The organism is Stenotrophomonas sp. STEN030, from assembly GCF_056759995.1.
The window spans coordinates 1-13775 of the sequence record NZ_JBRREB010000080.1 but is presented as its reverse complement, the minus strand read 5'-3'; the positions used below and the strand labels follow the sequence as shown (position 1 = coordinate 13775).

The following is a 13775-nucleotide window of genomic DNA, read 5'->3' as shown; positions in this document are numbered from 1 at the left end:
CAGGTCGTCTCGTCCTCTGCCTCCCTCCCCCCCCCCCCTCTCTTCTCTGCTTCCTTCGCTCTATCGTGTTTATCTTTTTTTCCCCTCTTCGCCTGCCCGCCCCCCCCACTACGCAGCAGCGGCTTCGCGGCTTACGCCGCTCCTACAAAACTCTGCAACACGGCTCAATGCTCGATGTGCTCCGGCAACACATGCCCGCAGCGATTGCAGTATTGCGCCTTGTACTCGTGCCCCTCATGCCCGCAGACCGGGCAGCCGCGGTTGTCGTGGCGGCTTTCGCGCAGCATGTTGCCGGCCAGCTCGGCGGTGTAGATGCCGGTCGGCACAGCCAGGATGCTGTAGCCGATCAGGATCAGCGCCGAGGTGATGAAACGACCCAGGGTGGTGTGCGGCACGATGTCGCCAAAGCCCACCGTGGCCATGGTCACCACCGCCCAGTACATGCTGGTCGGGATGTTGCTGAAGCCGTACTGCGGGCCTTCGATCACGTACATCAAGGCGCCGGCGATGATGGCGATGGTCACCACCATCGACAGGAACAACAGGATCTTGCGACGGCTGCGCCATAGCGCCGCCATCAGCACGCCGCTTTCCTCGATATAGCGGGTCAGCTTGAGGATGCGGAATACCCGCAGCAGACGCAGTACGCGCACCACCAGCAAGCTTTGGGTGCCGGGGATGAAGAAGGAAATATAGGAAGGCAGGATCGCCAGCAGATCGATGATCCCCCAGATGCTGAACGCATAGCGCAGCGGCCGCCGCACCACCAGCAGGCGCAGCACGTACTCGGCGGTGAACAGCAGGGTGAAACCCCATTCGACGATGTAGAAACCGGTGGCCCAGGCCACGTGGATGCGCTGCACGCTGTCGAACATCACCACCAGCACGCTGACCATGATGGCCCAGACCAGCAGCAGGTCGAACCGGCGCGAGGGCGGGGTGTCGGTGCGGTGGATGATGTCGAACCAGCGGCGGCGCCAACCGCTGTCGCTGGCCGGGTTCAGTTGGGGGGCAGAGAACAGTCGCATGTGCCCATTGTGCCGCAGGCCCACGGAATGGAGGACAATGGACCGTTCACACCCACTGATCTGGAACGCCATGACCGCTGTCGTCGAGCCGCTGTTGTCCCTGTCCAATTACTACCTGCCGGTCTACCGCCCGCGCCAGCTGGTGCTGGAGCGAGGTCAGGGCGCGCGACTGTGGGATACGCAGGGCCGTGAGTTCATCGACCTGGCCGCCGGCATCGCGGTATGCAGCCTGGGCCACAACAACCCGGACCTGAAGGCAGCGCTGTTCGAGCAGGCCGACAAGCTCTGGCATACCAGCAATATGTTCTACAGCGAACCGCCGCTGCACCTGGCGCAGGAGCTGGTGGAGGCATCGCGTTTCGCCAAGCGCGTGTTCCTGTGCAATTCCGGCGCCGAAGCCAATGAAGTGGCGATCAAACTGGTGCGCAAGTGGGCCAGCGCTCAGGGCCGTGGCCCGGAGAAGCGTTTCATCGTGACCTTCCGTGGCAGCTTCCATGGCCGCACCCTGGCCACGGTGACCGCTACCGCCCAGCCGAAGTACCAGGAAGGCTACGAGCCGCTGCCCGGTGGCTTCCGTTATGTCGACTTCAACGACGTCGCCCAGCTTGAGGAAGCGATGGCTGGTGGCGATGTTGCCGCGGTGATGTTCGAGCCGGTGCAGGGCGAGGGTGGGGTAATGCCGGCCAGCGCCGAGTTCATGCGCCGCGCCCGCGAGCTGTGCGATCAGCACGACGCGCTGATGGTGCTGGATGAAATCCAGGTCGGCATGGGCCGTACCGGTGAGCTGTTCGCGCACTGGAACTGGGGCGTGACCCCGGACATCGTCACTCTCGCCAAGGCGTTGGGCGGCGGTTTCCCGATCGGCGCGATGCTGGCCGGCCCCAAGGTTGCTGACGTGATGAGCGTTGGCGCGCATGGCAGCACCTTCGGCGGCAATCCGCTGGCGGCGGCGGTTGCACGCGTGGCACTGCGCAAGCTGTCGTCCGACGAGATCAAGGCCAATGTGCTGCGCCAGTCGGCCGCACTGAAAGCCGGTCTGGAAGCCATTGGCGAAGAGTTCGGCGTGTTCGAGCAGGTGCGTGGCATGGGCCTGATGCTGGGCGCGGTGCTCAAGCCCGACTACGTTGCTGACATTGGTGTTCTGCTGGATCTGGCAGCCGAGAAGCAGGTGTTGATCCTGCAGGCCGGCACCAGCGTGCTGCGCTTCGTGCCGGCGCTGAACATCACCGATGAAGAAGTGGCGGAAGGTCTGAAGCGCGTGCGCGAGGCGATTGCCGCTTATATGGCCTCACGCAGCTGAAGCAAGCGATAGCACTGGCGAGTACAGTGCTACGGAAACTTGATGCCCTCGACGTGCACCGCGTGTAGCGGTCACTCGGGGGCATCGCTTGTCTGCGGTATCGGCCAGCGCAAGGGTCAGGACGCTGGCATTTACAGCAGCCACAGCCGCAATGGCAGCAACTGCCATGCAACCAGCAGTCCAACACCGGGTAGTGTCGTCAGCAGGCATGCTGTCAGCAGGCGCGTATTGCGGTCGGCGCGTCGCCATCCATGCAGCCCCACTGCCGTTCCTGTCACCAGCGCCAACGGCAGCAGCAAGCTCACGCCGGCCATCGACAGGCTCGCTACAGTCCTGTCACCCAGTTCCAGCAGGGACTGCCGATAGAACAAGGCTGCTGGCAACAGCAAGGCCGTACCGGCCAGGAAGGGCAGGAGAACCGGATGCTGCCAACGCAGCTTTCCGCGGATCGCCAACACAACACCGGCCAACATCATGATGACAACGCCGACGATGGCGACGGATAGCAGCAGCCCTGGCACGATGATGCGCCAGGCAGGAACCCGCATATGGTTGCGCACTCCGTCGCTCAGAACGCGTTCACCGTCTTCGCCAATCAACAGCACATGCGAGGCTAGAACCCGGCCGTCCGCTCGGAACAGCCGATTGCCCTGCGGCTGCAGCAGCTGTGCATCTCTGGATGGAGAGCGCAGGCGGAGCTTGTCCCCTACAGTATCCACGCGAACGAAATCGGTCAGCGCCTGCAATGGCGCAATTGCAGGCATTGCTTGGGGTGAACGGATGTAGAAGCCGTCCCACGCTGACATCGAGGTTGTGATCGGCGATGCGGCCTGCACTGAAGCAATGGGCGGCAGTGCCAGTGCTTCGACAAGCCGCTGGTTGAGTCTTTCGTTCTCGGCGTCCTCGTTGTCGGTGTTGGTGGCGACGAAGAAAGCGCTGCGCTGCTGCGGAAATATGCACAGCATCGCCCAGTAGCCGACGGTGTTGCCGGGATGGCAGTCGCCCACCTGGCCGTGCCGGTCGCGTCCGACCAGCACCAGTCCATGACCGAGTGGCAGGCCAGCGCGCACGGCCTCGGTTCCAGCCGGTGCAGTCAGCGCCTTCATCAGCTCCGTTGCGATGAAAGGCTGCCCCGCATTGCTGCCGTCGCCAAGCAGGAAGCTGGCAAACAGCGCCATGTCACCGGCGGTAGTGGTCAGTTGCGCGGCGGGGCGTAGAAAAGTGGGAACGGCCGGTGCAGGGCGCGCCTGTTCAAAGTGGCCCATCGCAAGATGCGGGTCTGCGTGCGATCCGGTCTGCGCGGTATAGGTGAACGTGCTTTCTCGCATGCCCAGCACGGTCAGCACTTCCCGGTCCATCCAGGTTTCGTAGCGTTCGCCGCTGACGGCCTCGATCACCTGCCCCAGCACGGTGTAGCCGAGGTTGGAGTAGCTGAAGCGGCTGCCAGGCTGGCTGAGGACGCGTAGCGGCGCGCGATCCGTACCAGATGCGATCGCCAAGGGCACGTCAGCGGTAGCCTTGAGACTGAAGAACTGGCCGAGTTTTAGGTTCTCCAGGCCAGCTGTATGCGCAAGCAGATGGTGCACACGTACCGGGTGCGTGGATTCCCAGGGATTATCAAAGCCGATTGCCGGAACCACCTGTGTCACCGGTGTCTCCAATGAAAGGCGACCTTGGCTGATCATGCGCAGCACACCAAGGGCAAGCACGGCCTTGGTGACCGAGCCAACGTGCACGCGCGTGGAGGCCTGCATGGGTGAAAGGGTGGCCGCATCACGTACGCCTGCAGCACCGTTGGCTGCGCGGCCATCTGCGCTGACGGTAGTCCAGACCACACCTTGCAGCCCTTCTTCTTCGATGATGCGCTGCATGGCAGCTTGCAGTTGGCTGCTGTCATCGGCTGCGGCAAAAGGCGTAGCCAAGACGGATACGCACAGCAGAAGAATCTGCAGAAGGGTCTTCATGGCGTGGCTCGCGCTGGCATGAGCGGGAAGGCGACCGTCGTCAGCCCGTCATCGTGGCGGATGCCCAAGGCAATGCCGTGCTGCTCGCAAAGCCGCTGCACGATCGCCAAACCCAGTCCGAAGCCAGCACTGTTCGCTCCCTTGCTGAAGGCATCCAATGCCTGGTCGCTGATGCCATCACCGGGGTTGGTGATGCGCAGCTGTTCGCCCTCAACGGCGATGCGTATCGTGCCGGCGGTTGTATGGGCGAAGGCGTTGCCAATCAGGTTGGCGAGCAATACCTGCAGTACTGCCAGCGGCAGGGTGCTGCTTGCGGTAAACGCGACGTCGATGTCCAGCTCGATCTGCTTGTCGTCCAACAGCGGTGATTGCTCGACAATCACGCGCTCGATCACTGGCAGCAATCTATTCGGCTCGCCGGTGGCAGGCAGCGCCTGTTCGCGTGCGAGCGACAGCAGCATGCTGACCGTTTGTTCCAGTTGCAGCGTGGACTGGCGGATGTGTGACAGCCCCTGCTGTGCCGCTGGCGACAGCGACGGATCACGGGCCAGACGCTCGGTGGTTCCACGTATGACCGCCAACGGTGTGCGCAATTCGTGGCTGGCATCGCGGGTGAACTCGCGCTCGCGGATGACAAAGGCACGGATGCGGGTGATCAATGCCTCCAGTCCACGCGCCAGCACGCCGACTTCGTCATCGGCAAAACGCTGCGCATGCACTGCAGGCAAGTGATCGGGGCCGGCGTTGTCGACGAGCTGGGCAAGCCGAGACAGCGGTGCGGTAGTGCGACGTGCCAGCCATGCGCCGAGCAGCAGGGCCAGCGCGATCACCGCCACGCCAGACCAGGCCAGCAACTGCAACAAAGCCGCGCGCTGTGGCCGCACCACCAGCAATTGGCTTACTTCGGCGAGCAACCAGGCAGGCGCGGCGGCATCATCAGCCTGCAGCCGCAGCAGATGGTAGTGGCGACCGTCGCTGCCCGGGAATTCTCGCCGACGCGGCTCGTGCGCAAGGGTGCTGGCGATGCTGTCGGGCAGCTGCGTCGCGGATTCGATCACCTGCATCCATGATTCGCGCGGCGTTTTCCACGCACCGGTCTGCGCATGATGCTGCAGCTGTTCGCTGGCTTCGCGCTCCAGCAATCCATTGAAGAACATGTCTTCAACCGCATAGGCGAATACCGCCACGTACAGCCCAAACAGTGTGGCGACCACCAGCGTGAAAGCGGCGAAGGCCAGCATCAGCCGGTTGCGCAGGCGCTTGCGTGGCACCGAGGATGGATTCGTCACGATATGTCCTCATCGGACTCAAGGCGGAAGCCGACGCCATGCACGGTCTTCAGCATCGGTGTGGCAAAAGGCTTGTCCAGCATTTGCCGCAACAGATAGAGATGCGTGCGCAATGGGTCCGAGTCAGGTGGCGTATCGCCCCAGAGGCGCTGCACCAGATCGCTGCGGGTCAGCGTACGCGGCCATGCTTCGGCCAGCGCCAGCAGGATGTCGAAGCTGGTCTGGTGCAGCTCGATGTGCTGGCCATGGCGTTGCACGTCGCGGCTACGGCGATCGATCCGCAGGCTGCCTATGCACAACACGTGCTGCTGGCCGGCGCGATGGCGTTGCGACAAGGCCAGGCAGCGGGCCACCAGTTCCTCGCCAGCGAAAGGCTTGACGAGGTAGTCATCGGCGCCGCTGCGGAAGCCGAGCAGGCGGTCGTCCAGTGCATCGCGTGCGGTCAGCATCAGGGTCGGGACATGCCGGTCGGACTCGGCGCGCAGGCGCTGGCAGACCTGCAGCCCGTCAAGGCCTGGCAGGCCCAGATCCAGCACCAGCACGTCCGGTGGTTCGGCCAGCGCCATCTGCAGGCCGCTGCGGCCATCGGCGGCGAAGCTGGGCTGGAATCCATGTGCGGACAACAGCGCCTGCAGGTTGTCGCGCAGCAGGCGGTTGTCCTCGATCACCAGAATGCGCAGGGCAGGCAGGGACATGGTTCAACCGTCGATCTGTTGCAGGAGGGCTTGAGCCTGTTCCAGCTTCGGATTGCTTGCCAGTGCCTGGAGTACCAGGGCGCGAGCCTGTGCCGGTCGCTTGAGTTTGAGGTGAGCTTCGGCAGCAGCAAGTTTCAGGCGGGCTTCGTGCATGTGTGGCAGCGCCAATTCCATGACCTGCAAGGCCTGCTCCAAGGCGGCATCGTTGGCTGCGGCTTGTGCCTGGTAATAGCCGAGGATGCCGATCAGCTCAACGTGATGGCGCGAGGTATCGGCCGCCAGTGCAGCACGTGCGCCTTGCGCGTCGCCGCTCAACAGGCGTTCCACCAGGGCCATGCTGGTTTCATCGCGCCATGGTGTGCGGGCGACCGGTGTGCGGCCGGTTGCGTGCACAATGGCTTCTGCCACGGCGGTGGTGGAGTAGGGGTTCTGGCCGGTGATCAAGCGCCCATCCACCACCAGCTTCGGCATCATCAACGGTGCTTCCTGCCACTGCGCGCCGCGCTGGCGCAGCGCGTCTTCGAGCAGCCACGGAAATTGCGATGCCCACTTCTTGCCGAATACCGCCTCCTCCTCATTGCTGAAGCCGGTGAGTTGGCGACCCGCAACGAGCAGGCTGCCATCGGCCAGTCGTACCTCGGCCAAGGCGGCCGGACCGTGGCAGACCGCGGCGACGATGCCGCCGTTGTCCCAGACCTTGCCCAACAGCTGCTGCAATGCCTGGTCGCGGGGCAGATCGAACATCGCGCCCTTGCCGCCGACCACATACACGGCGGCGTAGTCGGAGGCATTCACCGCCGTGGTGGCCTTGGTGGCGGCAAGTTGCTGCATCGCCTGTGCGTCGGCCAACAATGCAGCGTTGAAGGGCTCGTCCGGGTTGTACTTGTCGGCCTCCACCGCGCCGCCCTTGGGGCTGGCGACCTCCACCTGCAGGCCGTTGGTCTTGAATACCAACCAGGCCTGCGACAGCTCATCGAACTCGTAGCCCGGGCGCTGCTTGCCGGCATCCTTGCCTTCGCCGCTGACTACGATCAGCACCTTGTCGGTTGCGGCCGATGCAGGCTGTGGCAATGCCGGTGCGAGCAGCAGGAGGGACAGCAATAGTCGCGAGGGCAGATTCATCGGTGGCTCCAGTGGCTTGGGAGGCCAGTGTCGCCAACGGATATCAAATGAATTTCAATCGCGTCGAGAAGCTAGGTCAGGGCAGTAGATGATGGCGTTTGAGCAGGCGTCGCAGCGACTGCGCGTGAAACGCGGTATCGGCATGCAGCCCGGCTTCGCGCGCGCCCTGTACGTTGCGGAACAGGTGATCGACGAACAGGCTACGCTCAGGCACACAGCCAAGCGCCGCGCAGGCTGCCAGATACGCCGCAGGGTCCGGCTTGCGTACTCCTAACGCTGCGCTGCACAGCACACGACGGCCAGCTAGCAACTGCTCGATCACCGGCCGCGTCAGTAAGCCATTATTGGTCAGCACCGCAACCTGCACATCCGCATGGACGCGCTCCAGCACCGCCATGCAATCGCTGCGCAGCTTGCTGGCAGCGAGCCGTGCAGCATGCCAGTGGGCCGCGCCCAACGTGCTGCCCAGGCGTTGATTCAATGCCTGCAACAACTGCTCACCATCCAGTTCGCCGCGGGCATGGGCGAACTCAAGCCCGTCTGTGCGCAACGCCGCATCCACCTGCTCAGGCGTGCAACCTGCAGCATCGGCAAGCTGGCGCAGATGGATACGGTGATCGTAATCGGCTAGCAGGCCGTCGAAATCCAGCAGCAGGGCGTGGGGTCGTTGCATGGGTGGCAAGGCGGGAACGGGGCTTCAGTATCGCTGGCATGGCAGCTGCGCGCAGCCTGCGACATCGCGTCACAGGTGAAATCTTTGGGGTTTGCCTAGAATCAGGACACCGTAGTTGTCATTGTTTGGAGTTCACCGTGAAGCGTTCCAGCCTGCTGTTGTTGGCCCTTGTTGGCCTGTTGCCTGCTGCGCCTGCGATGGCGCGCTCCTGTGCGGTCACGATCGAAAGCAATGATCGGATGCAGTTTTCGCTGCCGCAGATCCGCGTGGCCGCCGATTGCACCCAGGTGGACCTGACCTTGAAGCACACCGGCAGGATGCCGGCTACCGCGATGGGGCATAACTGGGTGCTGACGCGTACGCCGGACTTCCAGCAGGTGGCCACCGCGGGCATGCGTTCGACGCTGGCTGACAGCTATCTGCCGAAGAATGATGCGCGGGTGATCGCGTTCACGCCGGTGATCGGCGGCGGACAGACCACGCAGGTGCGCTTTGCGACCAGCAAGTTGACGCGTGGTGGCGATTACACCTTCTTCTGCTCGTTCCCTGGGCATTGGGGAATGATGAAGGGCAAGCTGGTTTTTGGGTGAGCTGATGAGCTGTTCGAATCTTGGGTTCGAGAAGCTTTAGAGCAACAGCTGCCCTCACCCCAACCCCTCTCCCGCGGGCGGGAGAGGGGCTCTATTTCGATCATTGTCGCTGTGGACTGATCAACCCGCAGCAACTACCTTGAACGCCTCGCGCGCTGCAACCAGCGTGGCCTCGATCACCGCGTCGTCATGCGCGCTGGACAGAAAGCCGGCCTCGTAGGCTGACGGGGCCAGGAACACGCCGCGCTCGAGCATGGCGTGGAAGAACCGGTTGAAGGCGTTGATGTCGCAGGCGATGGCCTGCGCATAGGTCTCCACCTTCTCGCTGGTGAAGAACAGGCCGAACATGCCGCCGACGCGGGTGGTGGTGACCGCCACGCCGGCATCGCGCGCTGCCGCCTCCAGACCATCGCAGAGTTTGTTGGTTGCCGCCGTCAGGCGCTCATGGAAGCCCGGCGCCTGCACCAGCTGCAGCATCGCCAGGCCGGCGGCCATGGCCACCGGATTGCCGCTCAGCGTGCCGGCCTGGTAGATCGGGCCGGCCGGAGCGATCTGCGACATCAGCTCGCGGCGGCCGCCATAGGCGCCCACCGGCATGCCGCCGCCGATGATCTTGCCGAAGGTGCTCAGGTCCGGGGTGATGCCGTAATGCGCCTGCGCGCCACCCAGGGCAACGCGGAAACCAGTCATCACTTCGTCGAAGATCAGCAGCGTGCCGTACTGCGTGCACAGCGCGCGCAGGTGCTGCAGGTAGCCCTCACGCGGCGGGATGCAGTTGGCGTTGCCAACCACCGGTTCGATGATCAGGCCGGCGATGTCGGCGCCCTGCTGTTCGAACAAGGCGGTTGCGGCTTCGAAGTCGTTGTAGGGCAGGGTCAGGGTGAGTTCGCTCAGCCCGGCCGGTACGCCGGGCGAGGTCGGCACGCCGAGGGTCAGCATGCCGCTGCCGGCCTTGACCAGGAAGGAGTCGCCGTGGCCGTGGTAGCAACCTTCAAACTTGACGATCTTGTTGCGGCCGGTGGCGCCGCGCGCCAGACGGATTGCCGACAGCGTCGCCTCGGTACCGGAGTTGACCATGCGCACCATCTCGCACGACGGCACCAGCTGGGTGATGGTCTCGGCCATGGTCACTTCGGCCGCGCATGGCGCACCGAACGACAGTCCATTGCCGATGGCCTGCTGCACGGCCTCGCGAACGGCCGGGTGGTTGTGGCCGACGATCATCGGGCCCCAGGAGCCGACGTAGTCGATATAGGCGTTGCCATCCACATCATGCAGGTAGGCGCCATCGGCGCGCTGCACGAAGAAGGGTTCGCCACCGACCGACTTGAACGCACGCACCGGTGAGTTGACGCCACCGGGCAGCAGCGTTTGTGCGCGCGTGAACAGGGCGTGGGATTGGGCGTGGTTCATGCGTGAGTCCTTTGAGGTATCAACAACAACGAAGAGCTGAGCTTGGCGTTAGCCCCTCTCCCGCTTGCGGGAGAGGGGTTGGGGTGAGGGGAGGCTTCTAGCGAGCAAACGTCAAAAGCCCCTCATCCGCCCCTTTCGGGGCACCTTCTCCCGCAGACGGGAGAAGGGAATGGCAGAGATAGTGACGGCTGTGAGAGTCAGACCGCGCTAAAACAGCCCCGATAAGCCTCCAACGCAGCCACCGGATCGGCCTCGCTGAACACGCCGCTGATCACCGCGATCAGATCCGCGCCAGCTTCCACCACAGGCCGACTATTGTCCGGGGTCAAACCGCCGATCGCTACCCGTGGCACGCCCAATGCGGCGCTTTGTCGCAGCAGCTCCGGGTTGGCACGGCGAGTGGTGACTTTGCTACGGGTCGGATAGAAGGCGCCAAACGCCACATAGCTGGCGCCCGCTGCTACCGCGCGCTGGGCAAGGGCCAACTCGTCATAGCAGGAAGCACCAATGATGGCCTGCGGGCCGAGCAGGGCGCGGGCGGCGGCGATGTCGCCGTCATCCTCACCCAGATGCACGCCGGCGGCGCCGACCTGCAGGGCCAGCGCGGCATCATCATTGATGATCAGCGGTACGCCGGCTTCGGCGCATAGCGCCTGCAGGGCAGTGGCCTGGGCCAGACGGGTGGGCGCACCGACCGCCTTGTTGCGGTATTGCAGCCAGGTGGTGCCGGCCAGCAGAGGGCGGACCCGCTCAAGCAGGCGCGCGCTGTCGGTTTCGTCGGGAGTGATCAGGTAGACGCCACGGGCGTCGGCGAGCTGGGTCATGTATGGCTACCGGTACGGCGTGGGGAATGTGACAATCAACGCCGCTTCTTTGTCCGGTGATTATCCCCGATGTCCGACGCTACGGCCTCCACCCTGCGCAACTGGATGTGTGTCGTCTGTGGCTTCATCTACAGCGAGGCCGACGGCTTGCCGGAAGAAGGCATTGCCCCGGGCACCCGCTGGGAAGATGTGCCTGACACCTGGACCTGCCCGGACTGCGGCGTGACCAAGGATGACTTCGAGATGGTTGAGCTGGATTGAGCCGCAGCGCGCGGCTTGTGCTGTTGTTTGTGGGAGCGGCGTAAGCCGCGAAGCCGATGGTGCATCCGTAGCCATTGATCAACGCGGTCTTTCGGCGAAAGCGGCTTCCTGCATGGAATCCCGGTGCATGTCTTTGGTTGGATCAGGTTCTCTGCCGGCTTCGGGAGCTGCAGTAGTTTCGCGGCTTACGCCGCTCCCACAAAAGCAAGGCAAGGCCGGTGCTACGCCGGGCTTAATGCAGCCTCGGCTTTTCGCCACCCAGTTCAACCAGACGTTCGCGGATGCTGAGGGCATCGGCGGCCTCTGGTGCCATCTTCAGGTAACGCGCCAGGTCGGCGCGGGCGCCGGCCAGATGCTCCAGCTGCACATAGGCCAGGCCGCGATCGCGTACGGCATCGGCCTGCTCGGGGACGAGCTTGAGGATGCGGTCGGCGCTACGTGCGGCGCGGTCCCATTCGCCGCGTTCGGCATAGACGCCATGCAGGTTGCGCAGCATGCGCATCAGGATGGCGCGGTGCGGTGCCGGGTCCAGGATCTGCGCCAGCACACTGTCATCGGGCGTTTCGCCGCCCAGGTTGCTGCGTGCGCGCTCGCGTAGTTCATCCACACCCAGCGGGCGACCACCGTTGAACGGGTCCATGATCAGCACGCCGTCTTCCACCGGCAGCCGCACCAGGAAGTGGCCGGGGAAGGAAATGCCTTCCAGCGGCAGGCCGAGCCGGCGCGAGACTTCGATCTGTACCAAGGCCAGCGAGATCGGGTTGCCAAGACGACGCTCGAACACCTCGTTGAGGTAGCTGTTGCGCGGGTCGTAGTACTCCTCGTTGTCGCCGCTGTAACCGACCTCGTTGAACAGGTGGTTGTTGATGGCGGCAACCTTGAGCGGCCATTCACCAATGGCGTCCACTTCCACCCGCAGGTGGTCGGCATGCGCCTGCAGCACGCGGTCGTAGGCGGCCGGGTCCAGTTGCGGGTATTCGTCGCGGGCGATCAGCAGGGCAGTCGGCAGCAGCGGCAGTGCCTCATCGGGCAAGCCGGCCAGTTCTTCCCACTGCGGTAGGGTAATGCGTGTTTCAGACATGCCCCAAGACTGGCGGCAAAGCGGCGCCGGTTCAAGGGCGCCGCTGTTCAATTTGTGCGTATCAGTCAGTTGCCGGTGGCGATGCCGGGACCGAAAGTCAGCTCGGCTCCGTCTTCCAGCTTGAGTTTGGCGGCCTGGCCTGCGTTGAGTTCCAGCACGTACAGCGCCGGGTTGAAGCTGGGGTAGGGCGGGCACATGTCGCCGGCCGAACACGGCGGCACATCGCGCTGCTGGCCGACCAGGCGGCGCTGGCTGTCGAAATACAGGATGTCGAGCGGGATCCTGGTGTTCTTCATCCAGTAGGCCTGCGGTTCCTCACGGTCGTGGACAAACAGCATGCCGTGGTCGGCGTCCATCTGGTCGCGGAACATCAGGCCGCGGGCGCGGGTTTCGTCGTTCTGCGCCAGTTCCACGTTGTAGCGGGTGCCGGCCAGTTCTACCCAATGCTTGCTGTCGGCACTGGCGCAACCGGCCAGGGCGAGCAGGGAAAGGGCAAGTATGGTGCGCAGGAAGGATTTGGGCATGGGTTGGGGCCTGGTTCCTAGGGAAGCCTTCAGGCGGGTTCGGTGAAAGTCAAAAGCTTCCCCTCATCCGCCCTTCGGGCACCTTCTCCCGCTTGCGGGAGAAGGGAAGAGCAACAAGCCAAGGCTTGGAGCAGCTGCCAAAGCCAAAGCAACAGCAACAGCCAAAGCAACAGCCAAAGCCAAAGCCAAGGCAACAGCCAAAGCAACAGCTAAAGCAACAGCCAAAGCCAAAGCTTTGCTGGCTTGGCTTACAGCACCTGCGGCGGCTCGCCGCCGATGATGACCACGTCAGCCGGGCGGCGGGCGAACAGGCCGACGGTGACCACGCCGGGAATCTGGTTGAGCTGCTGCTCCAGCTTCACCGGGTCGGTGATGGCCAGGTTGTGCACGTCAAGAATCAGATTTCCGTTGTCGGTGGTCACGCCGTCGCGCCATACCGGCTGACCGCCGGTCAGGGCCAGGATCTCGCGGGCGACCAGGCTGCGCGCCATCGGGATCACTTCCACCGGCAGCGGGAACTTGCCCAGCACCTTGACCTGCTTGCTCGGGTCGATGATGCAGACGAACTGCTTGCTGGCCTCGGCGATGATCTTCTCGCGGGTCAGTGCGGCACCGCCGCCCTTGATCAGGTTCTTGTTGCCATCGCACTCGTCGGCGCCGTCCACATACAGCGACAGGCCGCCGGTGTGGTTCAGGTCCAGCACCTCGATGCCGTGGCCCTTGAGCAGGGCGGTGCTCTGGTCGGAGCTGGATACCGCGCCTTCAATCTGGTCCTTGATGCGGGCCAGGGCTTCGATGAAGTAGGCAACGGTGGAGCCGGTACCGACACCGACGATCATTCCCTTCTGCACGTACTCGATGGCTTTTTCGGCGGCCAGGCGCTTGGCTTCAGACATGGTGGGCTCAATCAGGTTGGAAAAAGGTTTCTTTTGTGGGAGCGGGGGGGGGGGGGGGGGGGCGGCGGGGCGCATGACGTCTGTGTCGGCGGAGAGGCGGCGGCGCGCGCCAAGA

Annotated in this window: 14 protein-coding genes; 3 read left to right on the top strand and 11 right to left on the bottom strand. The window is 64.1% G+C overall.

Annotation, left to right across the window (positions count from 1 at the left end; genetic code table 11):
* Window positions 1–164 precede the first annotated feature (164 nt).
* Window positions 165–1028 carry an ion transporter gene (locus ACVOLR_RS18960; protein ID WP_481537812.1) on the bottom strand — a complete coding sequence of 288 codons (864 nt, stop codon included), beginning with the start codon at window positions 1026–1028 and terminating at the stop codon, window positions 165–167.
* A 70-nt stretch (window positions 1029–1098) separates the two neighbouring features.
* On the opposite strand from ACVOLR_RS18960, the gene ACVOLR_RS18955 reads away from it, so the two are divergent.
* Window positions 1099–2328, top strand: coding sequence for an acetylornithine transaminase (locus ACVOLR_RS18955; protein ID WP_481537814.1), 1230 nt, complete (start codon window positions 1099–1101; stop codon window positions 2326–2328).
* Between the two features lie 131 nt (window positions 2329–2459).
* Here ACVOLR_RS18955 and ACVOLR_RS18950 read toward each other — a convergent pair whose 3' ends face one another.
* The 5 genes from ACVOLR_RS18950 to ACVOLR_RS18930 form a co-directional block, all read right to left on the bottom strand.
* Entirely contained in the window at window positions 2460–4292 is a 1833-nt protein-coding gene (locus ACVOLR_RS18950; protein WP_481537811.1) for a serine hydrolase domain-containing protein, read from the bottom strand.
* Complete coding sequence (locus tag ACVOLR_RS18945; protein ID WP_481537810.1) at window positions 4289–5581, bottom strand: sensor histidine kinase; 1293 nt, start codon at window positions 5579–5581, stop codon at window positions 4289–4291. The genes ACVOLR_RS18950 and ACVOLR_RS18945 overlap by 4 nt, the downstream gene beginning before the upstream one ends.
* A complete protein-coding gene (locus ACVOLR_RS18940; protein WP_481537809.1) occupies window positions 5578–6276 on the bottom strand; it encodes a response regulator transcription factor in 699 nt (232 codons plus the stop codon). Before ACVOLR_RS18940 ends, ACVOLR_RS18945 begins: the two co-directional genes overlap by 4 nt.
* Before the next feature lie 3 nt (window positions 6277–6279).
* Entirely contained in the window at window positions 6280–7398 is a 1119-nt protein-coding gene (locus ACVOLR_RS18935) for a DJ-1/PfpI family protein (protein ID WP_481537808.1), read from the bottom strand.
* A 76-nt stretch (window positions 7399–7474) separates the two neighbouring features.
* Window positions 7475–8071: an HAD-IA family hydrolase gene (locus tag ACVOLR_RS18930; protein ID WP_481537807.1), complete on the bottom strand. Its 597-nt coding sequence runs from the start codon at window positions 8069–8071 to the stop codon at window positions 7475–7477.
* A gap of 197 nt (window positions 8072–8268) precedes the next feature.
* Between ACVOLR_RS18930 and azu the strand changes: the two genes are divergently transcribed.
* Window positions 8269–8661 (top strand): azurin, encoded by a 393-nt coding sequence (gene azu, locus ACVOLR_RS18925; protein WP_481537813.1) that lies wholly within the window; start codon window positions 8269–8271, stop codon window positions 8659–8661.
* Between the two features lie 120 nt (window positions 8662–8781).
* Here the strand turns inward: azu and hemL are convergent, their stop codons facing one another.
* Entirely contained in the window at window positions 8782–10074 is a 1293-nt protein-coding gene (gene hemL / locus ACVOLR_RS18920) for a glutamate-1-semialdehyde 2,1-aminomutase (protein ID WP_481537806.1), read from the bottom strand.
* Window positions 10075–10271: 197 nt separating this feature from the next.
* On the bottom strand, window positions 10272–10898 hold the full coding sequence (gene thiE, locus ACVOLR_RS18915) for a thiamine phosphate synthase (protein ID WP_481537805.1): 627 nt from the start codon (window positions 10896–10898) through the stop codon (window positions 10272–10274).
* 69 nt (window positions 10899–10967) lie between these two features.
* Between thiE and ACVOLR_RS18910 the strand changes: the two genes are divergently transcribed.
* A complete protein-coding gene (locus ACVOLR_RS18910; RefSeq protein ID WP_303747299.1) occupies window positions 10968–11159 on the top strand; it encodes a rubredoxin in 192 nt (63 codons plus the stop codon).
* 232 nt (window positions 11160–11391) lie between these two features.
* On the opposite strand, the gene ACVOLR_RS18905 is transcribed toward ACVOLR_RS18910, so the two are convergent.
* From ACVOLR_RS18905 to rpiA, 3 genes are all read right to left on the bottom strand, one after another.
* Window positions 11392–12240, bottom strand: coding sequence for a SirB1 family protein (locus tag ACVOLR_RS18905; protein ID WP_481537804.1), 849 nt, complete (start codon window positions 12238–12240; stop codon window positions 11392–11394).
* A gap of 65 nt (window positions 12241–12305) precedes the next feature.
* Window positions 12306–12764 (bottom strand): DUF192 domain-containing protein, encoded by a 459-nt coding sequence (locus ACVOLR_RS18900; RefSeq protein WP_481537803.1) that lies wholly within the window; start codon window positions 12762–12764, stop codon window positions 12306–12308.
* Between the two features lie 248 nt (window positions 12765–13012).
* Window positions 13013–13660: a ribose-5-phosphate isomerase RpiA gene (rpiA, locus tag ACVOLR_RS18895; protein WP_481517731.1), complete on the bottom strand. Its 648-nt coding sequence runs from the start codon at window positions 13658–13660 to the stop codon at window positions 13013–13015.
* Window positions 13661–13775 lie beyond the last annotated feature (115 nt).